General features: G+C 70.6%; 27 protein-coding genes. 8 read left to right on the top strand and 19 right to left on the bottom strand.

The annotated features are described in order from the left end of the window. Positions 1–124: 124 nt before the first annotated feature. Both RDV84_RS15265 and RDV84_RS15260 read right to left on the bottom strand, forming a co-directional pair. Positions 125–853, bottom strand: a complete 729-nt coding sequence (locus RDV84_RS15265) for a rhomboid family intramembrane serine protease (RefSeq protein ID WP_057948334.1) — start codon at positions 851–853, stop codon at positions 125–127. Between the two features lie 127 nt (positions 854–980). Continuing rightward, entirely contained in the window at positions 981–1,358 is a 378-nt protein-coding gene (locus RDV84_RS15260; RefSeq protein ID WP_101944026.1) for an MGMT family protein, read from the bottom strand. Here RDV84_RS15260 and RDV84_RS15255 point away from each other — a divergent pair. Continuing rightward, positions 1,357–1,761, top strand: coding sequence for a hypothetical protein (locus tag RDV84_RS15255; protein WP_078998955.1), 405 nt, complete (start codon positions 1,357–1,359; stop codon positions 1,759–1,761). The two genes, RDV84_RS15260 and RDV84_RS15255, sit on opposite strands and share 2 nt — an antisense overlap. A gap of 199 nt (positions 1,762–1,960) precedes the next feature. On the opposite strand, the gene RDV84_RS15250 is transcribed toward RDV84_RS15255, so the two are convergent. Both RDV84_RS15250 and RDV84_RS15245 read right to left on the bottom strand, forming a co-directional pair. Then, on the bottom strand, positions 1,961–3,088 hold the full coding sequence (locus RDV84_RS15250; protein ID WP_057948337.1) for an inorganic phosphate transporter: 1,128 nt from the start codon (positions 3,086–3,088) through the stop codon (positions 1,961–1,963). A gap of 10 nt (positions 3,089–3,098) precedes the next feature. Continuing rightward, a complete protein-coding gene (locus tag RDV84_RS15245; RefSeq protein WP_057948338.1) occupies positions 3,099–3,725 on the bottom strand; it encodes a DUF47 domain-containing protein in 627 nt (208 codons plus the stop codon). Between the two features lie 444 nt (positions 3,726–4,169). On the opposite strand from RDV84_RS15245, the gene RDV84_RS15240 reads away from it, so the two are divergent. Next, complete coding sequence (locus tag RDV84_RS15240; RefSeq protein ID WP_057948339.1) at positions 4,170–5,501, top strand: hemolysin family protein; 1,332 nt, start codon at positions 4,170–4,172, stop codon at positions 5,499–5,501. Next, positions 5,482–6,180 carry an exopolysaccharide biosynthesis protein gene (locus tag RDV84_RS15235; RefSeq protein WP_250449603.1) on the top strand — a complete coding sequence of 233 codons (699 nt, stop codon included), beginning with the start codon at positions 5,482–5,484 and terminating at the stop codon, positions 6,178–6,180. Before RDV84_RS15240 ends, RDV84_RS15235 begins: the two co-directional genes overlap by 20 nt. Before the next feature lie 91 nt (positions 6,181–6,271). Here the strand turns inward: RDV84_RS15235 and RDV84_RS15230 are convergent, their stop codons facing one another. From RDV84_RS15230 to RDV84_RS15220, 3 genes are all read right to left on the bottom strand, one after another. Then, positions 6,272–8,416, bottom strand: coding sequence for a putative bifunctional diguanylate cyclase/phosphodiesterase (locus RDV84_RS15230; protein WP_250449602.1), 2,145 nt, complete (start codon positions 8,414–8,416; stop codon positions 6,272–6,274). Further along, positions 8,413–9,384, bottom strand: coding sequence for a phosphate/phosphite/phosphonate ABC transporter substrate-binding protein (locus RDV84_RS15225; RefSeq protein WP_082644854.1), 972 nt, complete (start codon positions 9,382–9,384; stop codon positions 8,413–8,415). The genes RDV84_RS15230 and RDV84_RS15225 overlap by 4 nt, the downstream gene beginning before the upstream one ends. A 133-nt stretch (positions 9,385–9,517) precedes the next feature. After that, the gene (locus RDV84_RS15220; protein WP_309153737.1) at positions 9,518–10,300 is read right to left on the bottom strand and encodes an RNA methyltransferase; all 783 of its coding nucleotides are present in this window, start codon (positions 10,298–10,300) and stop codon (positions 9,518–9,520) included. A 250-nt stretch (positions 10,301–10,550) separates the two neighbouring features. On the opposite strand from RDV84_RS15220, the gene RDV84_RS15215 reads away from it, so the two are divergent. Continuing rightward, on the top strand, positions 10,551–11,369 hold the full coding sequence (locus RDV84_RS15215; protein WP_057948341.1) for an inositol monophosphatase family protein: 819 nt from the start codon (positions 10,551–10,553) through the stop codon (positions 11,367–11,369). A gap of 144 nt (positions 11,370–11,513) precedes the next feature. On the opposite strand, the gene RDV84_RS15210 is transcribed toward RDV84_RS15215, so the two are convergent. The 12 genes from RDV84_RS15210 to RDV84_RS15155 form a co-directional block, all read right to left on the bottom strand. Continuing rightward, on the bottom strand, positions 11,514–12,389 hold the full coding sequence (locus tag RDV84_RS15210; protein ID WP_309150806.1) for a class I SAM-dependent methyltransferase: 876 nt from the start codon (positions 12,387–12,389) through the stop codon (positions 11,514–11,516). Positions 12,390–12,407: 18 nt separating this feature from the next. Beyond that, a complete protein-coding gene (locus tag RDV84_RS15205; protein WP_250449599.1) occupies positions 12,408–12,869 on the bottom strand; it encodes a hypothetical protein in 462 nt (153 codons plus the stop codon). 195 nt (positions 12,870–13,064) lie between these two features. Further along, positions 13,065–13,466 carry a GFA family protein gene (locus RDV84_RS15200; RefSeq protein ID WP_309150805.1) on the bottom strand — a complete coding sequence of 134 codons (402 nt, stop codon included), beginning with the start codon at positions 13,464–13,466 and terminating at the stop codon, positions 13,065–13,067. A gap of 200 nt (positions 13,467–13,666) precedes the next feature. Further along, positions 13,667–14,632 carry a protein translocase subunit SecF gene (gene secF, locus RDV84_RS15195; protein WP_250449597.1) on the bottom strand — a complete coding sequence of 322 codons (966 nt, stop codon included), beginning with the start codon at positions 14,630–14,632 and terminating at the stop codon, positions 13,667–13,669. A gap of 15 nt (positions 14,633–14,647) precedes the next feature. Then, a complete protein-coding gene (secD, locus tag RDV84_RS15190; protein WP_057948346.1) occupies positions 14,648–16,507 on the bottom strand; it encodes a protein translocase subunit SecD in 1,860 nt (619 codons plus the stop codon). Between the two features lie 58 nt (positions 16,508–16,565). Continuing rightward, positions 16,566–16,916, bottom strand: coding sequence for a preprotein translocase subunit YajC (yajC, locus tag RDV84_RS15185; protein ID WP_057948347.1), 351 nt, complete (start codon positions 16,914–16,916; stop codon positions 16,566–16,568). 256 nt (positions 16,917–17,172) lie between these two features. Then, positions 17,173–18,282: a tRNA guanosine(34) transglycosylase Tgt gene (tgt, locus tag RDV84_RS15180; protein WP_309150804.1), complete on the bottom strand. Its 1,110-nt coding sequence runs from the start codon at positions 18,280–18,282 to the stop codon at positions 17,173–17,175. Beyond that, on the bottom strand, positions 18,279–18,458 hold the full coding sequence (locus tag RDV84_RS15175) for a hypothetical protein (RefSeq protein ID WP_309150803.1): 180 nt from the start codon (positions 18,456–18,458) through the stop codon (positions 18,279–18,281). Before RDV84_RS15175 ends, tgt begins: the two co-directional genes overlap by 4 nt. Positions 18,459–18,517: 59 nt before the next feature. Continuing rightward, on the bottom strand, positions 18,518–19,558 hold the full coding sequence (queA, locus tag RDV84_RS15170; protein ID WP_078996667.1) for a tRNA preQ1(34) S-adenosylmethionine ribosyltransferase-isomerase QueA: 1,041 nt from the start codon (positions 19,556–19,558) through the stop codon (positions 18,518–18,520). 423 nt (positions 19,559–19,981) lie between these two features. Then, positions 19,982–20,584: a response regulator transcription factor gene (locus RDV84_RS15165; RefSeq protein WP_057948350.1), complete on the bottom strand. Its 603-nt coding sequence runs from the start codon at positions 20,582–20,584 to the stop codon at positions 19,982–19,984. Then, entirely contained in the window at positions 20,581–21,765 is a 1,185-nt protein-coding gene (locus RDV84_RS15160; protein ID WP_057948351.1) for a sensor histidine kinase, read from the bottom strand. The genes RDV84_RS15165 and RDV84_RS15160 overlap by 4 nt, the downstream gene beginning before the upstream one ends. Before the next feature lie 301 nt (positions 21,766–22,066). Continuing rightward, entirely contained in the window at positions 22,067–22,351 is a 285-nt protein-coding gene (locus RDV84_RS15155) for a hypothetical protein (protein WP_309150802.1), read from the bottom strand. Positions 22,352–22,727: 376 nt separating this feature from the next. Here RDV84_RS15155 and RDV84_RS15150 point away from each other — a divergent pair, with 376 nt between their 5' ends. From RDV84_RS15150 to upp, 4 genes are all read left to right on the top strand, one after another. Then, on the top strand, positions 22,728–24,242 hold the full coding sequence (locus RDV84_RS15150) for an aminotransferase class III-fold pyridoxal phosphate-dependent enzyme (protein WP_309150801.1): 1,515 nt from the start codon (positions 22,728–22,730) through the stop codon (positions 24,240–24,242). Positions 24,243–24,354: 112 nt separating this feature from the next. Then, positions 24,355–24,597: a hypothetical protein gene (locus tag RDV84_RS15145; RefSeq protein WP_057948353.1), complete on the top strand. Its 243-nt coding sequence runs from the start codon at positions 24,355–24,357 to the stop codon at positions 24,595–24,597. A 74-nt stretch (positions 24,598–24,671) separates the two neighbouring features. After that, positions 24,672–24,983, top strand: a complete 312-nt coding sequence (locus RDV84_RS15140) for a hypothetical protein (protein WP_309150800.1) — start codon at positions 24,672–24,674, stop codon at positions 24,981–24,983. Positions 24,984–25,208: 225 nt separating this feature from the next. Next, a complete protein-coding gene (gene upp, locus RDV84_RS15135) occupies positions 25,209–25,844 on the top strand; it encodes a uracil phosphoribosyltransferase (RefSeq protein WP_057948355.1) in 636 nt (211 codons plus the stop codon). The last annotated feature ends 173 nt before the right edge of the window (positions 25,845–26,017 follow it).

The raw sequence follows: 26,017 nt of genomic DNA, 5'->3' as shown, positions 1-26,017 counted from the left end.
GGGTGCTTTTTGTAGGAGCGGCGCAAGCCGCGACCGCGACGACGCAACCGCCGCGCAAGTTGCGGCGTAGGTGCGTTGTCGCGGTCGCGACTCGCGTCGCTCCTACAGCGGCAGCCGTCGCGGCTTACTTGACCAGCCGCAGCTTCGACGCCTTGCGCCGCGCGCGCAGCGCCTCGGCGCGCGGGTCGCGGCGCGGGCCGCCGCTGCCGCCGCGCGGCGGGTGCGAGCGCCACCAGCGGATCAGCAGCCACCCCACCAGCATGCCGCCGAGATGGGCGAAGTGGGCCACGCCGGTGCCGGTGGTGAACACGCCGTAGAACAGCGAGGCGACCACGTACACGATCACCAGCGTGCGCGCCTTGAGCACGATCGGGAACGGCAGCAGGGTCACCTTGCGGTTCGGGAACATCACCCCGTAGGCCAGCAACAGGCCGTAGATCGCGCCCGACGCGCCCAGGGTCAGGATCAGCTGGCCCTGGTAGATGGCATAGGTGGCCGCCGCCAACTGCAGCAGCGCCGAGCCGAGCAGGCAGACGACGTAATAGATCGCGTAGCGCCGCGCGCCCCATTCGTGCTCGATCGACGCGCCGAACATCACCAGCGCGAGCATGTTGAACACCAGGTGGCCGAGCCCGCCGTGCATGAAGCCGGAGGTCAGCAACTGCCACGGCATGAAGCCGGGCCCGTCGACCTCGTACGGCGCCGGCACCCACGGCCACAGCTCGAACCACAGCGGCCAGGCGCGCGTGGCCTCGCTCGCGCCGGCGATGGACTGCAACAGGAAAACGGCCACGTTGGCGATCAGCAGCTTGCGCGTGACCGACGGGATGCTGGAAAAAAGCCTGGAAACCATCGCGACTCCTCGAATCGGGCGCTATGGTAGCCGCGCCCGCGCGCCATCGAGGTGAGCGCGGCGTGCAGGCTGCGCCGCGCGTTCAGATCGGAATGCGGCGGCGGTCGCGCCGGGCCGCGGCGCCGGTTCAGTCGCCCGGACCCCAGATCTGCTCGTCCACGCTCGGCGCCGCGCGCTGGCCGCGCACCCGCCCGTTTTCGACCTTCACGCCTTCCGCGCGCAGGCGTTGGGATTGTTCGCGCCAGCCCTTGGAACCCTCGGGGAAGGCGATGCGGCCGTCCGAGCGCAGCACGCGGTGCCAGGGCAGCCTGGCGTCCTCGTTCTGGCCGAGCAGCCGCGCGACCAGGCGCGCGCGTCCGGGCAGTCCCGCGCGGCGCGCGACCTCGCCGTAACCGGCGACTTCGCCGCGCGGAATCGCGCGGATCGCGGCGAAGATGCGTTCGGCGGCAGTTTCGCTGTCCATCGCGGTAGCATATGCCCTGTTGCGCGCAGGAGTCGCCCCCATGCAGTTCGACCGTATCCACAAGCATCTGACCCAGGCCGGATTCCGCCTGTCCGTCCACGACAGCGTGATCTGCGTCGAGCTCTCGCTCGAACAGGGCACCCGCCACCAGTCGATCTTCCTGTCCGAACAGGAAGACGACGACGGCCGCGCGTTCCTGCGGGTGAGCACCGCGATCGCCCCGACCACCGGCCTGGACGCGCGCCGCGCGCTGGCGTTCAACTGGGAAAGCCACGTCGGCTATCTCGCCATCGGCAACCTCGACGGCGTGCCCTACCTGCAATTGTGCGAGAACCGCCCGCTGGAGACCCTGGACGCGGCCGAACTGCAGCGCCTGGTGATGGAAATCGGCGGCGTCGGCGACCGCATGGAGCGGGTGCTGTCGGCGGACGGCGATCTGCTTTGAGTTCGCGCGAAGGTCGGGTTCGTCGCGGTTGAATGCGGTCGCGGCTCGCGCCGCTCCTACAGGGTCTGCGGATGCCGCATGGCTTACCTGTAGGAGCGGCGCGAGCCGCGACCGCGTCATCGCAGCAACGACGCAACCCCATCTCCCGCAACGAAAAAGGCCCGCATCCGCGGGCCTTTTTCGCATCCGGCGCCGGACCTCAGATCCAGCCCATGAACCGCATCAGCTCGAACAGCCCGTAAGCGATGCCGCCGGCCGCGGGGATCGTCAGGATCCACGCCCAGATCATCTTCTCGACCACGGTCCACTTGATCGAGTTGAAGCGCTTGGCCGTGCCCACGCCCATGATCGCGGCGGAGATGTTGTGGGTGGTCGAAACCGGGATGCCCAGCGAGGACGCGGCCATGATCACCGAGGCCGCGCTGGTCTCGGCGGCGAAGCCGTGGATCGGGTGCAGCTTGACCAGCTTGTGGCCGAGCGTCTTGATGATGCGCCAGCCGCCGGCGGCGGTGCCGGCCGCCATCACGATGGCGCAGGTCAGCTTGATCCAAGTGTCGATGTCGTTGTGGGCGATCGCGCCCGGCGAGGGATGCAGGAACGCCAGCCACGCCGGCAGGTTGTCGAGCGTGCCGGCCTGCTGCGCGCTGATCAGGGCCAGGGCGATGATGCCCATGGTCTTCTGCGCGTCGTTCATGCCGTGGGCGAAGCCCATGCCGGCGGCGCTGAGCAGCTGGGCCTTGCCGAAGAAGCCGTTGACCCAGCGCGGCCGCGCGATCCGCCGCAGCACGCCGCCGCTGGCGGCCATGGCGGAGATCAGCGCGAACAGCACGCCCATGACCAGGAAGCCGGCGGCGAAGCCGAGCACCGGCGAGGTGAACATCGGCACGATCACCTTCCACAGCACGCCGGCGCTCTTCCAGATCGGTTCGGCCGGGTGCGACCACACCACCGCGTGCCAGTTGTTGGAGGCCGCGGCGATCGCCGCGCCGCACAGGCCGCCGATCAGCGCGTGCGAGGACGAGGACGGCAGGCCCAGCCACCAGGTGATCAGGTTCCAGATGATGCCGCCGAGCAGCGCGCACAGCAGCAGCTGCGAACCGACTTCGACCACGCCGGCGTCGATCAGGCCCGAGGCGATGGTCTTGGCCACCGCGGTGCCCCACAACGCGCCGACCAGGTTGGTCGAGGCCGCCAGCATCACCGCCTGCATCGGCGAGAGCACCTTGGTCGCCACCACCGTGGCGATGGAATTGGCGGTGTCGTGGAAGCCGTTGACGTATTCGAAGATCAACGCGGCCAGGATCACCACCAGGACGAGCGTAAGCATCGCGCGCGCCTCAGGAGTTTTTCAGGACGATCTGGTAGGCGACCACGCCGGCCTCGCGGCAGCGGTCGATGGCCTTCTCCAGGATCTCGAAGAACTCCTTCAGCAGGAACATCTGCAGGTTGTCGAGCTGGCCGGAATAGATGTCGCGGTACAGCTCCAGCATCAGCCGGTCGGCCTCGTTCTCCAGCGCGCGCAGCTGGTCGTTGAGCGCCTTCATCGGCTCCAGCTTCAGGTGGCGCAGCTGGTGGACCATCTTCACCACCACGTCGGCGGCCTGTTCCAGCATCGCCGCGCGCGGGGCGAAGTCGATGTGCTCCAGGTGGCGGGTCGCCAGCGAGTAGCGGTCGGCGAACTTCTCCACCTGCTTGGGGATCTTGTACAGCGCCGAGGACAGCGCCTCGATGTCCTCGCGCTCGATCGGGGTGATGAAGCTGTCGACCAGCTCCTGGCTGATCTTGTCGGAGGTCTCGCGCTCGCGCTGGCGGGCCAGCTTGAACGCGTCCAGCGCCGGCTGGCGGTCGGCGGCCTTGAGCATCTCGTGCAGCGCCTTGGTCGCGTCGTGGGCGGCGACGGCCGCTTCCTCCAGCAGGGTGTAGAACTGGTTGCCTTGGCCGAAAATCGTCTGCAGGGAGAACATGCGGGGAGCCTCTGGGCCGGTCGCGGCGAGGCCGTCCGGCGGGTTCGAATGGGGGTCGGCGACCGGCCGGGCCGGCGCCGCGCGCCGCCGCGCCGGGGAGCCGGAACGGGGCGTGCGGGCGCGATTATGACGGTTTGACGACGGCCCGCCCACCTTGACGGGCCATCCGGGCGTCCCCAGTACGGTACGGACCCGCACCGAGTTGGCGGTTCCGCGCGCCGGCCCGGCTTTCACGAAAGGGCGCCGCGCGGGCCTGCTAAGATCGGCCCCGCCCCGTCCCCCGCCCCGCGCGGCGGCCGCGGCGACCCTTCCTTTCACGCACCACACAATGGACGACGACCCAAAACCGCCGCCCGGCCGCGCCCTGCCGGCCTTCGCGCACCGCACCGCCCCTTTCCGTGAATCGCCCTTGCGAGGGTCCACCGGCCACAGGAGGCGCTGCCGATGCTGGAACTTCTGATCGTCGTGGCCCTGATCGTCCTCAACGCTTTCTTCGCGATGTCGGAGATGGCGCTGATGACCTCGCGCAAGCTGCGGCTCAAGCAAATGGCCGAGACCAGCAAGGGCGCGCGCACCGCGCTGGCGCTGGCCGAACAGCCCGACAACCTGCTGTCCTCGGTGCAGATCGGCATCACCGGCATCGGCGTGCTGACCGGCTATTTCGGCGGCGAGTCGATCGGCCTGGTCATCGCCGGCTGGCTCAGCCACGTGCTGACCGGCGATTTCGCCCAGTACGCCCGTCCGATCGGCATCGGCACGGCGATGGCGCTGATCACCGCCTCGCAGGTGATCTTCGGCGAGCTGATCCCGAAGCGGCTGGCGCTGACCAATCCCGAACGCATCGCCAGCACGGTAGCGGTCGTGCTGTACACCATCACCCGCGTGGCCAGCCCGGTCGTGCGCGCGCTCGGCGCGATCAACCGCTTCGTGCTGCGCCTGCTCGGGATCAAGGACGACGCCCGCAGCGAGATCAGCGAAGAGGAGATCCGCCTGCTGGTCAGCGAAAGCCACGAGCAGGGCGTGATCGACGCCGACGAGCGCAAGATGGTCAATCGCGTGCTCAGCCTCGGCGACCGCACCGCCGACAGCCTGATGACGCCGCGCACGCGCATCGCCTGGCTCGACGCGTCCGCCTCGCGGGAGGAGAACCTGGCGATCATGCGCGAGTCGCCGTTCTCGCGCTTCCCGGTCTACCGCGGCAGCGACCAGGACGTGCTCGGCGTGCTCGAGGCCAAGGCGCTGCTGGCCGATCTGGTCCAGGGCCGGGTGCCCGACCTGTTCGGCCAGCTCAAGGAAGCGCTGTTCGTGTCCGAGTCCACCCACGCGCTGAAGCTGCTGGAGATCTTCCGCGAGGAACAGCAATCGGTGGCGCTGGTGGTGGACGAGTACGGCGACGTCACCGGCCTGATCACGGTCAACGACCTGCTCGGCGCGGTCATCGGCCGGGTCCAGAACGCCGATTCCGACGACCAGCCCGGCCCGGTGGTGCAGCGCGAGGACGGCAGTTACCTGGTCGACGGCGCGCTGCCGGTGGAGGAGTTGCGCGAAGTCGTCGGCGGCCGCCTGCCGAACGAGGACGAGCACGACTTCAACACCGTCGCCGGCATGGTCATCGCCCACTTCGGCCGCATCCCGCACGTGGGCGAGCATTTCGCCTGGGCCGGCTGGCGGATCGAGGTGATCGACCTGGACGGCCCGCGCATCGACAAGCTGCTGCTGCAGCCGCAGCAGGCCAAGCCCGCGGAATCCGGCGACGATGACGCCACCAGCGGCTGATCGCGATCCGCCCGGGCGCGGCGACGGCGGCGCGCGCCGCCGCGCCGGCGCGGGCGCCGCGCACGAGGCCGGCACGCGCGCCTTGCTCGACGCCATCGCCGCCGGCGATCCCGACGAGGCGGTCAAGTTCGGCGACGTGTTCAACGGCCTGGGCAACCGTTCGTTCGGCATGCTGCTGTTCGTCTCCACCCTGCCCGCCTTCATCCCGATCCCGGGCGTCGGCGGCGCGGTCAGCGGCCCGCTGGTGATTCTGGTCGGCCTGCAGTTGCTGATCGGCCTGCGCAAGCCGTGGCTGCCGGGCTTCATCGCCCGGCGCGGCCCGCACCGCAGCGCGCTGGGCAAGTTCCGCAACCTGCTGGCGCCGTGGCTGACCCGGCTGGAACGCTTCGTCAGCCCGCGCCTGCCGGCCGTGCTCGACCATCGCGCCGCCAGCGCCTGCACCGGCCTGCTGCTGGTGCTGGTCGGCGTGCTGCTGTCGCTGCCGATTCCGTTCACCAACTTCCTGTTCGGCGCGCTGCTGCTGTTGTTCGCCTTCGCCCTGCTCGAACGCGACGGCAAGCTGATGCTGATCGCCTGGGCCGCGGGCGCGGCGGCGGTGGTGGTGTTCGGCATCCTCTCCGGCAGCCTGGTGCAGGCGGTGGCGGAGTGGGTCGCTTTGGCCCAAGACAAGCTGGGCTGAAAGCGAGGAGTGAGCGGAGAGAAGTGAGAAGTGAGCGAAAGCAGGCCTTCGCTCTTGCTCACTCCTCACTCCTCTCCGCTCACTCCTCGCCTCAAGGCAGCTGCGCCAGAAACTCCGCCGCCGGCACCGGATGGCCTAGCCAATAGCCTTGCGCCAGATCGCAGCCGCGCTCGCGCAGCACGGCGTACTGGCCTTCCTTCTCCACGCCTTCGGCCACCACGATCACGCCCAGCGAATGGGCCATGGCGATGATCGCGGTGGTCAGGGCCAGGTCGTCGGGGTCGCGCAGCACGTCGGCGATGAAGCTGCGGTCGATCTTGACCCCGTCCACCGGCACCCGGCGCAGGTGGCTCAGGCCGGAGAAGCCGGTGCCGAAATCGTCCAGCCAGACCTTGACCCCGCTCGCGCGCAGCCGCGACAGCAACGCGCTGGCGTGGACTTCGTCGCCGATCACCGCGGTCTCGGTCAGCTCCAGGTGCAGCCGCCAGGCCGGCAACTGGGTTTCCTGCAGGCAGGCGGCGACCACGTTGGGCAGGTCGCCGTTGCGCAGCTGGCGCGGCGAGACGTTGACCGAGACGAACAGCGGCTCGGCGTCGGGGCGCGCGCGCTGCCACGACACCGCGTCCTCGCAGGCCGCGCGCAGCACCTGCGGGCCCAGGGTCTCGATCTGCCCGCTCTGCTCGGCCACGTCGATGAACACCGACGGCGCGATCAGGCCCTGCTCGGGATGCTTCCAGCGCAGCAAGGCCTCGGCGCCGACCATGGCGCCGTCGCCGAGCCGGTACACCGGCTGGTAGGCCAGGCTCAGTTCGCCGCGGTCCCAGGCGCCGCGCAGCGCGTGTTCGAGCTGCACCCGCCGCTCCACCGCCTGGTCCATCGCGCGGCTGTAGAAGCGGTAGCAGTTCTTGCCGGCGACCTTGGCCTGGTACATGGCGATGTCGCCGTTCTTCATCAGCGAGGTCGCGCCCGCGGCGTCTTCCGGATACAGGGTCACGCCGATGGACGTGCCCAGGAACACCTGGCGCTCGTGCACCGCGATCGGCTGGCCGAGTTCGGCCACCAGCGCCTCGGCCAGGCGGGTGGCGACTTCGCGCGCGGCGTCGGGGCGGCCGGCCTCGCCGCGGCCCTGCACCAGCATGACGAATTCGTCGCCGCCGAAGCGCGCCAGCAACGCGCTGTCGCCGCCGACCCGCTCGACCGTGGCGGCGATGCGCTGCGCGCACTGCAGCAGCACCTCGTCGCCGGCGTCGTGGCCGAGGGTGTCGTTGACCCGCTTGAAGTCGTCGATGTCGGCGAACAGCAGCGCCAGCTGGCCGTGGCCGCCGTCGAGCTGCTGCAGGCGCGCGTCCAGCGCCTCGCGGAACGCCAGCCGGTTGGCCAGCCCGGTCAGCGAATCGGTGTAGGCCATGCGCCGGATGTCGCGGTCGTGGCGCGCCAGCGACTGGCTCATGCGGCTGAAGGCGCGCATCAGGTCGCCGACTTCGTCGTTGTGGCGGGCCGCGTCGGAATCGTCGAACTGGCCGAAGCGGCCGTCCTCGATCGCGTGCGCGGCCTCGGCCAGATCGCGGATCGGCCGCACCAGCCAGCGCTGGATCAGCCACAGCATCGCCGCGCCCAGCGCCAGCAGGCCCAGGCTCAGCAATCCCACCCACAGCAACTGCAGCCGGCCGAGCGCGTCCAGGCGCTGGCGCAGTTCGTCCAGCGCGCTGTCCTGGTAGGCGCGCATGGCCTTGAGGTCGTAGCCCACGCGCACCCCGCCCAGGCGCTGCTGGCCGATCTTGATCGGCGCGGACACGTCGAAGGTGTTCTCGTCCCACTGCCCGAGCAGGCGTTGCGAGGCCACGATCCGCGCCGCCATCGCATCGTCCATGCGCTTGCCGTAGCTGGGAATCGCCTCGCTGCCGTCGTGGACGATGTTGCCGTCGTTGTCGTAGACCACGACGTAGCGCACGCCGGGGTTGGCCATCGCCGCGCGGCCGAGTTCGCCGATCGCGTCCAGGTCGAAGTAGTACAGCGGGTTGGTCAGCGAGCCGGCGAGCTGGGCCACCTCGCCCTCGCCGTGGCGGCGCAGGCTGGCGACGAAGCTGTCGCGCATCGCGTCGCGGCTGACCCCGACCACCGCGCTCTGGATCCGCTCCTGGCGCAGCAGCAACAGGGTGATCAGCACCGCCACCACCAGCAGCGCCAGGCCCATGATCGACAGGAACTTGGCCTGCAGGCCGCGCGGCGATTTCATTCCACCTCCGCGCGCACCTGCGCCACGCCGTGGCCGATGCGGTCGAGCGCGCGTTGCGAGGCCGGGTCGACCGGCATGAAGCGGGTGGTCTTGAAGAAGCGCAGCAGCGCTTCGCCGGCGTCGGGATCGCCGGCCGCCTCCAGCAGCACCTCGCGCAGGCGCGCGCTGACTTTCGGGTCCAGGCCCGGGCGCACCAGCTCCAGCGCGCGCGGGTAGTCGGCGCTGCGGCCGATCAGGACCAGATCGCCGCGGAACGCCTCCGGCACCCGGCGCGGGTTGTCCCAGTCCAGGTTGCTCATCACCCCGGCATCGACCAGGCGCTTGTGCACCCAGGTGGCGATGTTGAGCTCCGAGCGCGCGAACAGGTAGCCGACCGCGCCGCGGTTGATGCGGTCGGTCGGCGACAGCAGGATTTCCAGGCGCAGGCCGCGTTCGAGCAAGGTCGCGGCGGGCACGAAGTAGGCGCTGGTCGAGGACGGGCGCTGAAACGCGACGTTGTGGCCGCTGAGGTCGTCGAGCGAGCGCAGGCCGCTGTCGCGGCGGGCGAAGAACACGCTGTGGTAATGGCTCACGCCGTCGCGCTCGGTCAGCAGCAGCGGCAGCGCGCCGGCGCGCTGGTTCAGCAGCATCGCGGTGCCGGCGGTCTCGCTGACCCAGTCGACCCGGCCGCGGCGCAGATAGCTGCCCATCTGCTGCGCGTCCTTGGCCATCAGGATCCGGCCCTCGCGGATGCCGACCTCGGCCATGCGCGGGACCACGTAGTCCAGCAGCGGCTTGAGCTGTTCGTAGTGGGCCTTGGGATCGTCGCTGATCCGGCCCAGCACCAGCACGTGGGCGTCGGGATCGTCGCCGTGGCCATGGCCGGGGCGCTCGTGCGGCGCCGGCGACGCGGCGGCCGGACCCCAGGCCCCGGACAGGACCAGTCCGAACAGCAACGCCAAACGCCAAGCTCTAGCGACCAATCGCATCATCCTCGCCGAGCGGATCGGCACACCGCAGCGGCAGCGTAATCGAAACCCCGGGGCGGCCGATAGTTCGACCGCGCCGGCCCGCATGGCGCAGCGCGCCGCGGCGACCGGCGTCGCGACGGCCGCGGGCGCGTCAACGCTTCTGCGCGGCGGCCAGCAGCATCGCGGTGCGCTCCACGTCGGCCAGCACGCCGCGCAACAGGCGCACTTCGCGCTCGTCGAGCTGGGCGCGCAGGAACAGCCGGCGCAGCTTGTGCATCGCCGCCTCGGGCGTGCGGCCCTTGTGGAAGTCGATCGCGTCCAGGGCCTGGCCGAGTTGGCCGAAGAAGCCTTCCATCTGGGCGTGGCTGGCCGGCGGCTCGCGGCGGTCGCCGCCGTCGCCCACGATCGCCGCGGGCAGCGGCGCAGGCGCCGCCGCCGGCGCGGACGCCGCCAGCGAGGCCATGCGCAGCTCGTAGCTGAGCACCTGCACCGCCGCGGCCAGGTTCAGCGAGCTGTAGGCCGGATTGGCCGGAATGTGCACGGCGGCGTGGCACAACTGCAATTCGTGGTTTTCCAGGCCCGTGCGCTCGCGCCCGAACACCAGCGCGACCTCGCTGCCGGCGCGGGCGCGGGCCTCGCACAGCGCGGCGGCCTGGCGCGGGTCGAACTGCTCCAGGGCGATGCGCCGGCTGCGCGCGGTGCAGCCGAGCACGAAATGGCAGTCGGCCACGGCGGCGGCGAGGTCCGGCACGACGGTCGCCGCGGCCAGGACGTCGTCGGCGCCGGCGGCCAGGGCGTAGCTGTCGCGGTCCGGGGCCTTCTCCGGCGCGGCCAGGACCAGCCGCGACAGGCCCATGGTCTTCATCGCCCGCGCCGCCGAGCCGATGTTGCCGGGGTGCTGGGTGCCGACCAGGACGACGCGGATGCGGGCCATGGCCGGGTCGATGGCGGCGGGTTCGTCGCCGGGCGCCGGGGCGGGCGCGGGCGCCGATGCAGCCTCAAGCGGGTTGGTCTTAGGGTTGGCGTTCGGGTTGGCGTTTTCGGTCGCCTGGGCGGTCGGGGCGGGTTCGCGGGGATCGTGATTCATGCGCAGATGGTAAACTCCCCGCCCCGGCCACAGGCGCCGGCCCGCTCTTTCCCCCCGTCAGCCGTCCCCACCTCATTCCGCCCGAGGCCGTAAAGCCATGCAGAAACCCGCCGTCACCCTCATGGTCAAGGCCGCCCGCGCCGCCGGCAACATCCTGTTGCGCCACATGCACCGCCTGGACGCGCTCAACGTGGTGGAGAAGGACCGCATGGACTACGCCAGCGAAGTCGATCGCCTGGCCGAAGCCGAGATCATCAAGGAATTCCGCCGCGCCACGCCCGACTACGCCATCCTCGGCGAAGAGCACGGCCCGCTCGGCCAGTCGCGCAACACCTGGGTCATCGACCCGCTCGACGGCACCAGCAACTACCTGCACGGCATCCCGCACTTCTGCGTGTCGATCGCGCTGTGCGAAAACGGCGAGCCGACCCACGGCGTGATCTTCGACCCGCTGCGCAACGACCTGTTCACCGCCAGCCGCGGCAGCGGCATGCAGCTCAACGAAAAGCGCGTGCGCATCGCCGACCGCAAGGACCTCGGCGGCGCGATGCTGATCACCGGCTTCCCGCCGCGCGAGCGCGCCCGCGCCAGCGCCCACCTCAAGTGCCTGGACAACCTGCTGCTCGACGCCGAGGACGTGCGCCGCACCGGCTCGGCCGCGCTCGACCTGGCCTACGTCGCCTGCGGCCGCGCCGACGCCTACTTCGAAGCCGGCCTGAAGCCCTGGGACGTGGCGGCCGGCGTGCTGATGGTGCGCGAGGCCGGCGGCAAGGTCTCCGACTTCAAGGGCCGCGCGACCGGACCGATGGACAACCGCGGCCTGCCGCCGCGGCAGATCGTGGCCGGCAACCTGCGCATCGCCGAAGCGCTGCAGCAGCGCATCGTCAACACCGGCTACGCCGCCGCGTTCGACTGAGCCGGCGCGCCGCGACGGCGCCGCTGCCGAACGAAAAACGCCGCGCCCGTCGCGGCGTTTTTCGTTGGCGTTCCCGAATCTCACGCCGCGACGGGCGCGCGATCGGATGGTACCGGCTTGCCTCGCGCGCCGAGGCGGGCGCACTCACCCCGCCCGCGCCGTCACCACCCAGATCGCCCCGCCGACTTCGAGCCCGTCGTCGTCGGCCAGTTGCAGCAGCGCCGCGCGGATCGCATCGCGCGCCGCGGCGTTGAGCTCTTCGCCGCGCGCCTCCAACAGCCGCGCGACCGGCCCGACCCGGAACACCTGCTCCATCGCGTCGTCGGCCATCGCCTCGCGGGTGGCGCCGCGGCCTAGGTAGAACGGCGTGGCGAACGGCGCCAGCTCGATCTGCGCGAAACCGGCCGCGGTCAGCACTTCGCGGGTGTAGCCGGGATCGCTGAACGCGAACGGCCCCGGCTGGCGCGTGTCCACCGGCGCGCGCTCGACCAGGTGCGCGATCGCGGTCAGCGGCAACTCGTACCAATCGTTGAGCCGCGGCTCTTGCCAGCAGGCGAACGCGATGCGGCCGCCGGGCTTGAGGGTCTTGCGCAGTTCGGCGAAGGCCGCGACCGGGTCGTCGAAGAACATCACTCCGAATCGCGAGAACAACAGGTCGAAGCGCTGCGGCGCGAACGGCGGCCGGCTGGCGTCGGCTTCGAGGAACTCGACCGCCAGGCCGAGCGCGGCGGCGCGTTCGCGCGCGCGGCCGAGCAAGGGCGCGGAGATGTCGATGCCGGTCGCCGAACCGTCGCGGCCGACCGCGCGCGCGAGTTCGAACGTGGTCGCGCCGGCGCCGCAGCCGATGTCGAGCACGGCCTCGCCGGGTCGCGGCGCGGCCGCGGCGAACGCCGCGCGGCCGTAGGCGGCGGTGCGTTCGTCGAGCCAGTCGTTGTAGGTCAGCCAGCGCAGGCCGACCGCGCCGTTCCAGTATTCGATCTGTTCCGCGTTCGGCGGCGCGTCGGGAATGGGGGTTTCCAAGTCGGTCTCCGGTGGCGCTCAGCGCTTGAGGCCGCGGGCGTGGGCGAGCAGACCGGGCGTGGCCCGGATCCAGCCCACGCTGTCGTCGGTCGGGTACAGCCGGCCCTCGGGCGTACGGCTGAGGTTGAGAATGTAGTCGCCGCCGTCGGGCGGCTGGCTCGGCTGCTCCTGGGTGACTTCGAAATCGAACTCGCCCGGCGGATCGCCCTTGAACGTTTCCAGCGCGCGGGCGCGGACGCGAAAGGTGCGATAGCCCAACCGTCCGTCGCTGCCGTGGTGATCGGCGACGGCCTGCGCGCCGAGCAGGCGCGCATGCACGCTTATCGCGGAGCGCTCATGGAAATACGCGATGTCGCGCTTGAAGAACGCCTCATCGTGCGCCTGCGCGAACGCCAGGCCGCTCGCGGCGAGCGTCGCGGCGATCGCGGCCGCCGCCAGCGCGGGCGCGAACCGTCGCGGCACGTTCTTGTCCGACTTCATACCGATCCTTGCGCAGTCGTGGCCGCAGCAGTCTTCCGCGTAGCGCCGGCGCGGTCAATCGCCGCGGTGTCGCACGCCTCCCTGCAGGAGCGGCGCGAGCCGCGACCGCGCCAACCCAGCCACGGCGCCAGTTTCGCCGCGAGCGCAAACCCCGCGACCGCGGCTCGCGCCGCTCCTGCAGGGGCCCGCGCCGGATCACACGTCCGGCGCTTCGCCGCGGCCGGCGCCTTCGCGATCGCGCTCGTAGCGGCGGGTCCCGGCGAACGCCGGCAGCCAGGGTTCGCGCCGGATCGTCCACAGCTCGTAGGTCGGCACGAACTGGCCAGGCGCATCCATCGCACCGAGATTCACCTCGACTTCGTCGCCGCTGCGGCCGAACACCGAGGAGCCGCAGTCCGGGCAGAAATGCCGGCCGGCGTAGGCGCGCGTCTCGCCTTCGATCGCGACCGCGGCTTCGGCGAAGATCGCCGAAGCCTGAAACAGCGCGCCGTGATGCTTGCGGCAATCCAGGCAATGACACACGCCGACGCGGTACGGGCGGCCGCTCGCGACCAGGCGCACCTTGCCGCACAGGCAACCCGCGGTGACTCGGTCCATGCTGCGCCCTCTCGATCGTATGGCCCGCGGGCCGGTGCCGCCACGGTAGCGCCGCCGCGGCCGCCCGCGCCCGAACCTGCGCCGCAGAACGGCCGCGCGGGCACGCCGGGCGGAACCGGAGGCGGCCCGTCTCTACGCGCGCCCACGAAAAAGGCCGCGCTCGCGCGCGGCCTGTTCCGGGATACGGACGCGAAAACCGCTTACGGCCGGCGCGCCAGCGCCGCTTCGTCCTTGGCCTTCGGCATCAGGTCCTGCTTGGTGACCTTGAGCAGGCCCAGGGTCAGCAGCGGACAGGCGACGAAGATCGACGACAAGGTGCCGATGATGATGCCCAGCATCTGCGACTCGGCCATGCCGCGCAGCGAGCCGCCGCCGTACAGGTACAGCGCCAGCACGGTCAGGAACGCCACGAACGAGGTGATGATGGTGCGCGACAGGGTCTGGTTGATCGACTTGTTCAGCACCGTCTCGGGATCGGCGCGCATGGTGCGGAAGTTCTCGCGCACGCGGTCGAACACCACGATGGTGTCGTTGATCGAGTAGCCCATCACCGACAGGATGCCGGCCAGCACGGTCAGGTCGAACTCGTGGCCGCTGACGGCGAACCAGCCGGCGACCACGATCACGTCGTGCAGGGTGGTGATGATCGCCGCCACTGCGAACTTCCATTCGAAGCGGAAGGCGATGTAGATCAGGAAGCCCACCACCACGAACACCAGCGCGTACAGGCCCTTGAGCGCGAGTTCCTTGCCGACCTGCGGGCCGACGAACTCGTTGCGCACGATCTTGGCGGTGCCGCCGTTGCTGACGACCGCGCGGGTCACCGCCTCGGCCGCGTGCGCGGTGGCGGCGTCGCCGCTCTCGCCCTCGCGCGGCTGCAGGCGGATCAGCAGCTGGTTGCCGGAGCCGTAGGTCTGCACCTGGGCGCTGTCGTAGCCGTCGGCGGCGAGCTTGTCGCGCACCGCGTCCAGCGACAGCGCCTTGTCCAGCTGCGCCTCGATCAGGTTGCCGCCGGTGAAGTCCAGGGCGTAGTTGAAACCGCGCGTGCCCATCGCGCCGATGGCGACGAACATGATGATCGCCGCGACCGCGATGGAGACCCATCGCAGGCGCATGAAGTCGATGTTGGCGTCGTTGGGCAGCAGCGTCAGCGGGAAAATCTTCATGTCAGGGTTCTCCCGTCAGATCGCGATGGACTTGAGCTTGCGGCGGCCGCCGTAGATCAGCGTGGCGATGCCGCGCGACACGGTGACCGCGGTGAACACCGAGGTCAGGATGCCGATGATCATGGTCATCGCGAAGCCCTGCAGCGGACCGGTGCCGAACGCCCACAACGCGACGCCGGCCAGCAGCGCGGTCATGTTGGAGTCGAAGATGGTGCCGGAGGCCTTGTCGTAGCCGGTGGCGATCGCCGCCTGTGGCGGCACCCCGGCCCGCAATTCCTCGCGTATGCGTTCGTTGATCAGCACGTTGGCGTCGACCGACATGCCGACCGACAGGGCCAGGCCGGCGAAGCCGGGCAGGCTCATGGTCGCGCCCATCAGCGACATCAGCGCCACCACCATCAGCAGGTTCAGCACCAGCGCCAGGCAGGTGATCAGGCCGAACACGCGGTAGTAGATCAGGAAGAAGCTCAGCGCGAACACGAACGAGTACAGCACCGCGGTGGTGCCGCGCTTGACGTTCTCCGCGCCCAGGCTCGGGCCGACCACGCGCTCTTCGACGAACACCATCGGCGCGGCCAGGGCGCCGGACTTGAGCTGGTTGGCCAGCGACTTGGATTCTTCCGCGCTCAGGCCGGTGGTGCGGAAGCTCTTGCCGAACACGCCGCGGATCGTCGCGGAGTTGATCACCCGCTCCTCGGTGCGGACCGACTGCACTTCCTTGCCGTCGACGATGCTGGTGGTCGGGATCTGCTCGACGTAGACGATGCCCAGGCGCTTGCCGACGTTCTCCAGCGTGTGCTCGAGCATGCGCTGGCCGCCGACGCTGTTGAGGTTGATGTCCACGCCCTGCTCGCCGGTCTGCGAATCGGTCAGCGGCTGGGCGTTGACCAGCTGGTCGCCGGAGACCAGAAGGCGCTTGGACAGCAGCAGCGGGACCTTGTCCTGGGTGTAGTAGATGCGCGAATCCGGCGGGATGCTGCGGTCCTTCAGCGCGGCCTCGGCGGCGCGCTCGTCGCCGGTGACGGCGCGGAACTCCAGGGTCGCGGTGGCGCCGATCTGGCGCTTGGCCTCGACCGTGTCCTGCAGGCCCGGCAGCTGGATCACGATGCGGTCGGTGCCCTGGCGCTGGATCACCGGCTCGGCCACGCCGAAGGCGTTGATGCGATTGCGCAGGGTGTTGAGGTTCTGCTCCACCGCTTCCAGCGCGATCCGGCTGAGTTCGGCCTGCGGCACTTCCAGGGCGACCGTCTGGCCGTCGAGGTTGATGATCAGGTTCGGGAACGCGGTGCGCAGGCGCTCCTGCGCCTTGGCCTTGTCGGCGTTCTGGCCGAGGGTGGCGACCAGGGCCTCGTTGCCGCGGCGCACCACCGAGGTGTAGGGCACGCCGGCGTCGCGCAGGGTCGAGCGGATGTCCTCGACGTAGGCGTCCAGGCGCTTGTCGAGCGCGGCGTTCTGGTCCACCTGCATGACGAAGTGGACGCCGCCCTGCAGGTCGAGGCCGCGCGGCATCGGCTTGGCGGCCAGCGCTTCGAGCCACTTCGGCGCGGTCGGCGCCAGGCTCAGCGCGACCACGTAGTCGCCGCCCAGGCGCGGGCGCAGGGTGTCGGCGGCGCGGGTCTGCTGTTCGGTGTCGGTCAGGCGCACCAGCAGGTTGCCCTGCTCTTCCACCAGCACCGACTTGGCCGGAATCTTGGCCTCGGCCAGGATCCCCTCGATGCGCTTGGCCAGCGAGGCGTCGATCGCGGTCGTACCGGCCTTGGCGGCGGAGACCTGGACCGAGGGGTCTTGCGGATAAGCGTTGGGCAGCGCGTAGATCACGCTGAGGATCAGGACCGCCAGGATGGCGAAGTATTTCCAGCGCGCGAAGGTCAGCATCGAAAACCCCTGCGACGGCCTCCCCGGCCGCCGCTTCTCAAGATGGCGTGGCGTCGGCTCAGGCCGACTTCAAGGTGCCCTTCGGCAGCACGTTGGCGATCGCGCCGCGCTGGACGCGGATGGCCACGTTCGGGGCGATCTCGACGGTGATGAAGTTCTCGCCGATGTTGGTGACGGTGCCGGCGATGCCGCCGTTGGTCAGCACTTCGTCGCCCTTGGACAGCTTCTCCAGCATCGCGCGGTGTTCCTTGGCGCGCTTCATCTGCGGGCGGAAGATCAGGAAGTACATCACCGCGATCAGCACCAGCGGCAGGACCAGGCCGCCGAAGCTGCCGAGCGGGCCCGCCGAGGGCGCGCCGGCGGCGGCCTGGGCGTAGGCGGGGGCGATCAGGAGGTCGAGCAGGTTCATCTGTGAAGTCCTGGAACTAAAAATAGCCGGGGATTATGCCACGGCCGGGCCGGGGCTACGGCCGGCCCCGATCCGGGCGGAGCCGGGTCGGATCTGGGCCGGGGCGCACGCTTTCGGGCCGGGCCGGGGGCCGTCGCGGGCCGCGCCGGCCCTGTACGGGGCGGCGGGCGACGGCGGCTGGGAGGCCCTCACCCCTGCCCTCTCCCGCGGGCGGGAGAGGGGGACGGGGAGTTCGCCCGCCTTGCGGGCGAACGGCTTACTGCGTGCGTGCGGCGTAGAAGGACTCGCGGAAGGCGGCAAAGGTTCCCTGCTCGATCGCCGCGCGCATCTGCGCCATCAGCCGCTGGTAGTAGCGCAGGTTGTGCAGGGTGCCCAGCATCGGCCCGAGCATCTCGTTGCAGCGGTCCAGATGGCGCAGGTAGGCGCGGCTGAAGCCGTTGGCGCAGGCGTAGCAGTCGCAGCCCTCCTCGATCGGGCGCAGGTCGCGCTCGTACTTGGCGTTGCGCACCCGCACCGTGCCCTGGGCGGTGAAGTAGTGGCCGTTGCGGGCGTTGCGGGTCGGCATCACGCAATCGAACATGTCCACGCCGCGCGCGACCGACTCGACCAGGTCCTCGGGCCGGCCCACGCCCATGAGATAGCGCGGGCGGTCCTGGGGCAGCTGCGGGCAGGTGTGCTCGAGCATCTCGTTGCGCTCGGCCTCCGGCTCGCCCACGGCCAGGCCGCCGATGGCGTAGCCGTCGAAGTCGAGCGCCTTGAGCCCCTCGGCCGAGCGCGTGCGCAGGCCGTGGTGGACGCCGCCCTGGACGATGCCGAACAGCGCCGCGTCGTTGCCCTCGTGGGCCTTCTTCGAGCGTTCGGCCCAGCGCAGGCTCAGCTCCATCGACTTGCGCGCGACGTCCTCGGTGGCCGGATACGGCGTGCATTCGTCGAAGATCATGACGATGTCCGAATCCAGCACGCGCTGGATGTTCATGCTCTCTTCCGGGCCGAGGAACACCTTGCTGCCGTCCACCGGCGAGGCGAAGGTCACGCCCTGCTCGGTGATCTTGCGCCGGTGCGCGAGCGAGAACACCTGGAAGCCGCCGGAGTCGGTCAGGATCGGCCCGTTCCAGCGGGCGAAGCCGTGCAGCCCGCCGTGGTCGCCGATCACGTCCAGGCCCGGACGCAGGTACAGGTGGAAGGTGTTGCCGAGAATGATCTGCGCGCCGAGGTCGCGCACGTGCTCGGGCATGATGCCCTTGACCGAGCCGTAGGTGCCGACCGGCATGAACGCGGGGGTTTCGACCGTGCCGCGCGGGAACGTCAGGCGGCCGCGGCGCGCGGCGCCGTCTTGGCCGAGGAGTTGGAAGGACATGCGGCTCATGCGCGGGTTCCTTGGGTGGCGGCGGGCGCTTGCAGCGGCACGCGGGTGTAAGTGGAATTCGTTGCGGCGCGCGGCGCGGATGTCTCCGCGCCCGTGCCCTTTTCGCCGTCATTCCGGCGAAAGCCGGAACCCATCTTGCCGTTGCTTTTCGATTCGATGGCGCGAAGCAAGATCAAAATGGGTTCCGGCTTTCGCCGGAATGACGGCGTGTGAGGTTCTCGCTTTCGGGACGGCGCTACTCGGCGTCGCTCGCCGACAACAACATCGCGTCGCCGTACGAAAAGAACCGATAGCGTTGCGCGATCGCGTGCGCATAGGCGTCGAACACGCGCTGCTTGCCGGCGAAGGCCGAGATCATCATCAGCAGCGTGCTTTCCGGCAGGTGGAAGTTGGTGACCATCGCGTCGACCGAGCGGATGCGGTAGCCCGGCAGGATGAACAAGCGGGTCTCGCCGGCGTAGGGCTGCAGTTCGCCGCCGCCCTGGCGGGTCGCGCTTTCCAGCGCGCGCACCACGGTCGTGCCGACCCCGATCACGCGACCGCCGGCGGCGCGGGTGCGGCGGATCTGCTCGACCAGGCCGGCGCCGACGTTGAGCCATTCGCTGTGCATCACGTGCTGGCTCAGATCGTCCGCGCGCACCGGCTGGAAGGTGCCGGCGCCGACGTGCAGGGTGACGTGGCCGAACTGCACGCCGCGCTCGCGCAACGCCTGCAGCAAGGACTCGTCGAAATGCAGGCCGGCGGTCGGCGCGGCCACCGCGCCGACTTCGCGCGCGAACACGGTCTGGTAGCGCTCGGCGTCGTCGCGGCCGGGCTCGCGCTGGATGTACGGCGGCAGCGGCAGGCGGCCGGCGTGCAGCAGCCACTGCTCCAGCGACTCGGACACGTGGAAGCGCAGCCGATAGAACTCGCCGTCGCGGCCGAGCACCTCGGCCTCGCCGCCGGCGTCCAGGGCGATGCGCGCGCCTTCCTTCGGCGACTTGCTCACGCCCAGCTGGGCGCGCGCCTCGTTGCCGCCGAGCAGGCGCTCGATCAGGATCTCGACCCGCCCGCCGGTGCTTTTCTGCCCGAACAGCCGCGCCGGGATCACCCGGGTATCGTTGAACACCAGCAGGTCGCCGGGCTGCAGCAACTGCGGCAGGTCGCGGACGTTGCGGTCCTCGAGCGCGGCCGGCGCCGGCGGCACCCGCAGCAGCCGGCTGGCCGAACGCTCCGGCAGCGGCGCCTGGGCGATCAGCTCGGGCGGGAGGTCGTAATGGAAGTCGGATTTTTTCAAAGGGAACCGGAGTGTTTGAGCGCCAAGCGCCGCCCCGTCCGAAGCCCGGCCAATCGGCCGCGCTCCCGGCCGCGGGGCCGGTTCGGATCGGGGAAGAGAACGGGCCATTATCCCGGCTAATGCCCGCGAGCGCCAAAACGGCGGTTCAGCCGCGCATGACCGCAGCCCCAACCGCCCTCGAATCCACGCGATCTACCTGTAGGAGCGGCACAAGCCGCGACGCGGCCCTGTGAGCGCCGACGCGCCTGGAACGGGCGAGATCCCGTCGGGCTGCCCCGAATGCTCGATCTTCAGTAGCCCATTGACTCTTGATCAACAGGCCCAAGGCCGATGCCGTGCGGCGCCGGCCTGCCGAACGCGCGCCGCTAACGGTCACCCCGCGGTCGCGGCTCACGCCACTCCTACAGGGGGCTACGGGCGGGATTACAGCCAGCCGTTCTGGCGCGCGCGCCGGTAGGCCTCGATCCGGTTGCTGCTGTCGAGCTTGCCGATCGCCTCGGACAGGTAGTTGCGCACCGTGCCCTGGCTCAGGTGCAGGCGTTCGCCGATCTCCGCCGTCGACAGGCCCTCGCCGGCCAGCCGCAGCACCTGCCGCTCGCGCTCGGTCAGCGGGTCTTCGTCGCTCCACGCCGCCACCGCCAGTTGCGGGTCGATCGCGCGGCCGCCGCGGTGGACCTGGCGCAGGGCCTCGGCCAGCTGCCCGGCCGGGGCGTCCTTGAGCAGGTAGCCGCGCACGCCCGCGTCCATCGCCCGGCGCAGGTAGCCGGCGCGGCCGAAGGTGGTGACGATCACCACCCGCGTCGGCATGCCCGAGTCGCGCACCCGCATGGCCAGGTCGATGCCGGTCATGCCGGGCATCTCGATGTCGGTGACCACCACGTCCGGCTGCACCCGCTTGACCGCCTCCCAGGCCTGGGCGCCGTCGCCGGCCTCGGCGATCACCTCGATGTCGGGTTCCAGGTTCAGCAGCGCGGCCAGCGCGCCGCGTACCAGGGCTTGGTCTTCGGCCAGAAGCAAACGGATCATGCGGTACCTCGTTCGAGCAGCGCCGGTTGGCGCACGGACCCAGCGGGAGCGACGGCGGCCGGCAGCCGGCGCGCGGCGTTGAGCGCCTCGCGCGACACCAGCAGGCTCAGGCGCGTGCCCGCGCCGGGAGGGGATTCGATTTCCAGCACGCCGCCGACCGAGCGCAGGCGCTCGCGCATGCCGGTCAGGCCGTGGCCCTCGGCGGACACGCCGCCGCGACCGTCGTCGACCACGCGCAGGACGATGCCGCCGCGCGGGTCCTCGGTCAGCTCGACCTCGACCCGGCGCGCGCGCGCATGCCGCAGCACGTTGGTGACCGATTCGCGCAGCGCCAGCGCCAGCGCGGTCTCCACCGCGACCGGCAGGTCGATCGGGTCGAGGCGCTGGTCCAGGCTGATCTCGCCGCCGAGCAGGGCCAGCCGCGCCGCCGCCAGTTCGGCCTGCAGGCCGTTGGCGCGGATTCCGGCGACCGCCTCGCGCACCTGGGTAAGCGCCTCGCGCGCGACCCGCTCGACCTCGCTGATCTGGTCCTGGGCCGCGCATTTGTCGTGTTCGATCAGGCGCGCGGCCAGCTGCGACTTCAGCACCACCACCGACAAGGTGTGGCCGAGCAGGTCGTGCAGGTCGCGGCCGATGCGCTCGCGCTCGGCCAGGCTGGCGAGCCGGCGCACTTCTTCCTGGGTCAGGCGCAGTTCGGCGTTGCGGCGCTCGCGCGAGCGCGCGGCCAGCACGCCGGTGAACACGATCGCCCCGACCAGGGCCTGGATCAGCACGCTGAACACCGGCGCGCCCTGCGCCGGCAGGGTCGCGATCGATTCGGCCGCGAACAGCGCGAACAGCGCCGCGGTCAGCGCCAGCCCGCGCCACAGCGGCAGGAAGCTGGCGATCATGCCGGCGGCGAAGATCAGATAAGTGCCGCCGCCGATGCCGAACGGCACGGTGGCGAAGCCCAGCGCCGCCACCGCCAGCACCAGCCACAGCCGCAGGGTGGCGCCGCCGCGGTAGAACGCCCAGTACAGCGGCAGGAACACCAGCACCGAGCCGATCGCCAGGGCCAGGATCCACCACGGCGCCGGGAAGTTGAACACCGGGATGAACACGAAGCTCAGGTAGAGCAACGAGGCCAAGTGCCAACCCAGCAGGTTGTCGTGGGCGTCGAGCGGTGGGCCGGGCGTGCGCATGAGGGCGGTGATCCTGGAAGTCGGGCGCGACCGGCCGGAGCGTGGGTCCGGCGTTCCGCCATAACGGGCGGCGATCGCGGCGACCAGCGCGGTGAATGGGGTGCGCGCCGGCGATCCCTCCTCGGCGCGCGGCGCGGCAGCGGAAAATGAACGATTCGGTCGCACGCTGGCCACGAACGATGCGGACTTTAGCCGAGTTCGGCCGCGTCGGCCGCAACCGTGAGACGCGCGGCGGGCGCGACCGCCGTGGGCGCGCTCGCGGCAGGCGCGCTCGCGGCAGGCGCGCTCACGACACGCCCGCTCACGGCAGGCTCCGCGCACCGGCGGCGGCTGCGCGCGCCGCCGTCGGCGCGTGCGGCGGCGCATGCTCGGCCGCGCGCGCCGCGCGCACCAGGGCCGGCGCCGCGCGCCGCGGCGGCTCGGGCCGGGCCCGGCGCGCGATCGCGGCGAGGACGTGGTGGAACGGATGGATCGCGCTCATGGGCTGCCTCGCCGGGGTCGGCTCGCTGGGGCCGATGCTCGCCGCCACTGTCGGTTCCGCCGCCCCGGGCGGGCAGTGCAGCCCGCCACCGATCGCCGGTGACAAGCGTCATCCGCCCCGCCGGAGCCCGCCCGACGCGGCCAAGCCAGCGGCCCGGCGCAGGGGGTTATCGGCGTTGGGCGGACGTGCTAGACTTCGATAAATCATTGAAATGAAACGAAAAATCGTCAAAAGCCCTAGGGCTTGCGCAAAAATTTTGCGCGGTTTTCCGGCATTTCAACGAGTTAGCCCGAGTTAGCCGCAGCCTGGTCCGACGCGCCCGCCGACGACTCGGCCCGGCACCCATTCCCGTTGTGAGAGATGGCGCTTGGCGGCCGGGGAGGCCGTTGCAACTGCGAGGGTCCGGCCCAGGGGGCGGACCGGTCTGCTCACGCAACAACCCGGCAGGACGCCGACGAAACCGACACGCAGGAGATCCGCCATGACCCAGTTGCTCGCCACCCTCGCGCCGCTGCGCGCCCACGCCGGCAAGCGCCGCACCGTCGGCCTGGACGACGAGACCGTCGTCCGCTTCGCCGTCACCCACCCGGAACTGGGCGAGGCCATCGCCGCCGCCGCCGCCGAGTACGCCCTCATCCGTGCCTCTGACAGCGCCGAGCTCCACGCCGACCTGCTCGACCTCGACGAGGACGCGCAGATCCAGGCGATCCAGGCCGGCTACGTCAACTTCTACCCCGACGACGGCGTCAATCCCTACGTCGCCCTGACCGCGCGCGGCCCGTGGGTGATCACCCTCAAGGGCGCGGTGCTGCACGACTCCGGCGGCTACGGCATGCTCGGCTTCGGCCACACCCCCTCGGCGGTGATCGCGGCGATGGCCAAGCCGCAGGTGATGGCCAACATCATGACCCCGTCGCTGTCGCAGCTGCGCTTCGAGCGCGCCCTGCGCGGGGCCATCGGCGCGCAACGCGGCGGCTGCCCGTACGAGCGCTTCTTCTGCCTGAACTCGGGCTCCGAGTCGGTCTCGCTGGCCGCGCGCATCGCCGACGTCAACAGCAAGCTGATGACCGACCCGGGCGCGCGCCACGCCGGCCGCGCGATCAAGCGCCTGGTGATCAAGGGCAGCTTCCACGGCCGCACCGAGCGCCCGGCGCTGTACTCGGATTCCTCGCGCAAGGCCTACAACCAGCACCTGGCCAGCTTCCGCGGCGAAGACTCGGTGATCGCGATCGAGCCCTACGACGCGCAGGCGCTCAAGCAGGCCTTCGCCGACGCCGACGCCAAGGGCTGGTTCATCGAGGCGATGTTCCTGGAGCCGGTGATGGGCGAAGGCGACCCGGGCCGCGGCGTGCCGGCATCGTTCTACGCGCTGGCGCGCGAACTCACCCGCGACCACGGCTCGCTGCTGCTGGTCGACTCGATCCAGGCCGGCCTGCGCGCCCACGGCGTGCTGTCGATCGTCGACTACCCCGGCTTCGAAGGCCTCGACGCACCGGACATGGAGACCTACTCCAAGGCGCTCAACGCCGGCCAGTACCCGCTGTCGGTGCTCGCCGTCGGCGAGCGCGCGGCCTCGCTGTACCGCAAGGGCCTGTACGGCAACACCATGACCAGCAACCCGCGCGCGCTCGACGTCGCCGTGGCCGTGCTCGAACAGGTCACCCCGCAGCTGCAAGCCAACATCCGCGCGCGCGGCGCCGAGGCGATCGAGAAGCTGGAGAAGCTCAAGGGCGAACTCGGCGGCCTGATCACCAAGGTCCAGGGCACCGGCCTGCTGTTCTCGTGCGAACTGGCCCCGCAGTTCAAGTGCTTCGGCGCCGGCTCCACCGAAGAATGGCTGCGCGAGCGCGGCATCGGCGTGATCCACGGCGGCGCCAACTCGCTGCGCTTCACCCCGAACTTCACCATCGCCAGCGACGAGCTGGAACTGCTGGTGTCGATGGTCGGCCGCGCGCTGCGCGAAGGGCCGCGGGCGCAGCAGGCGGCGGCGGCCTGACGGCCGCTGCCCAGGAGCGAGCGAAGAGAAGCGAGAAGTGAGCGCAAGCCGCTTCCTGCTTTATGCTCCTGCTCGCTCCTCACTCCTCTCCGCTCACTTCTAGAGAAACGAAATGATCCGTTTGTCCAACAAGGAAACCGGCGCCGACATCGGCGAGATCAGCGAGGAAGAGCTGCAGATCCTGGTGCTGGCGCTGGAAGAGGAAGACAGCAAGGACCAGGACTACTGGATCGACCACGCCACCGTCGACATGATCGAGATCGACCATCTCAACGCCGGCTCGCTGATCACTGTGCTGCGCGCGGCGATCGGCGACAGCGACGGCGTCGAGATCCGCTACGTGCGCACGGCCTGACGCCGACGGCGCGCGCGGGCCGGGCGCGGCGATACCGCGCGCCGGCCCTCGCGGGCCTCGCAGCGGCCCCGTCCATGGCGCTCGAACTGATCCAGGCCCGGCACCAAAGCGCGATCCACGACTCGCGCAAGCTGTTCGCCATCGACGAACGCTTCCATGCGCAGTTGTTCGCCCGCGCTACGTCCCAGCGCGAGTATCCGCTGCTGCACCAACTGCGCGACTACTACGCCGACGCGACGCTGCTGCTCGGCGACTTGCCGCGGCTGCACGCGGAGCTGGAGCGGTTGACCGCGCAGTTCACCGAGCGGACCCAGGTGCGCGAGTTTTCCCGCTTCGTCGCGCAAGCCATCGCCGACGGCGACAACCTCTACGCCACCGCCGACTGAGCCTGCCGCCGGATCATCCCGTCGGATCGCCGCGCCGGATTTGCGCCGCCGACGCGCACCGCAAGCCCCTGCCGACGCGCGCCACCGGATGTTCCCGCGACGCTCCGCGTCGTCGTCCACCCGGCGCAAGCGGCCGCGAACGCGCGCGGCGAACTTGCGCCGCGCCCGACAACCATCAATCCTTTGCGGCAAGGATCGCCCGCTCCGCCCGACTGAGGCCACCGCATGAAGATCGTAGAAGTCCGCCATCCCTTGGTCCAACACAAGCTCGGCCTGATGCGCCGCGCCGACAACAGCACCAAGTCGTTCCGCGAACTGGCCTCGGAAGTGGCCACCCTGCTCACCTACGAAGCCACCGCCGACCTCGAGACCGAGGAAGCCGTGGTCGAAGGCTGGGCCGGCCCGGTGACCACGCGCCGGATCAAGGGCGCCAAGGTCACCCTGGTGCCGATCCTGCGCGCCGGCCTGGGCATGCTGCCGGGCGTGCTGGAACTGATCCCGGCGGCCAAGGTCGGCGTGGTCGGCCTGCAGCGCGACGAGCAGACCCTGCAACCGGTGGGCTATTACGAGAAGCTGACCGGCCGCATGGACGAGCGCACCGCGCTGATCCTCGACCCGATGCTGGCCACCGGCGGCAGCCTGATCGCGACCATCGACCTGCTCAAGAACGCCGGTTGCAAGCGCATCAAGGGACTGTTCCTGGTCGCCGCGCCCGAGGGCCTGAAGGCGCTGGAAGCCAAGCACCCCGACGTGGAGGTGTTCACCGCCTCGGTCGACGAGCGCCTCAACGAAGTCGGCTACATCCTGCCGGGGCTCGGCGACGCCGGGGACAAGATCTTCGGCACCAAGCACTACACCTGAGCGCGGCGCTGGTTCCCGCGGATAGCCCGATGGCGGCGCGATCCGCGCAAGACCGAGCGCCATCAGACGCAGAGACTTTTGCCCCCCGCTCCCGCGAACCCGCGGTCGCCTCCTGTAGGAGCGGCGCAAGCCGCGACCGCGACATCGCACATACGACGCAAACTGCAACCCTG

This window comes from Lysobacter yananisis (assembly GCF_031199375.1).
GTDB classification, from domain to species: Bacteria; Pseudomonadota; Gammaproteobacteria; order Xanthomonadales; family Xanthomonadaceae; genus Lysobacter; species Lysobacter yananisis.
The sequence above is the reverse complement of the archived record's forward strand: the minus strand, read 5'-3'. Positions and strand labels throughout refer to the sequence as shown.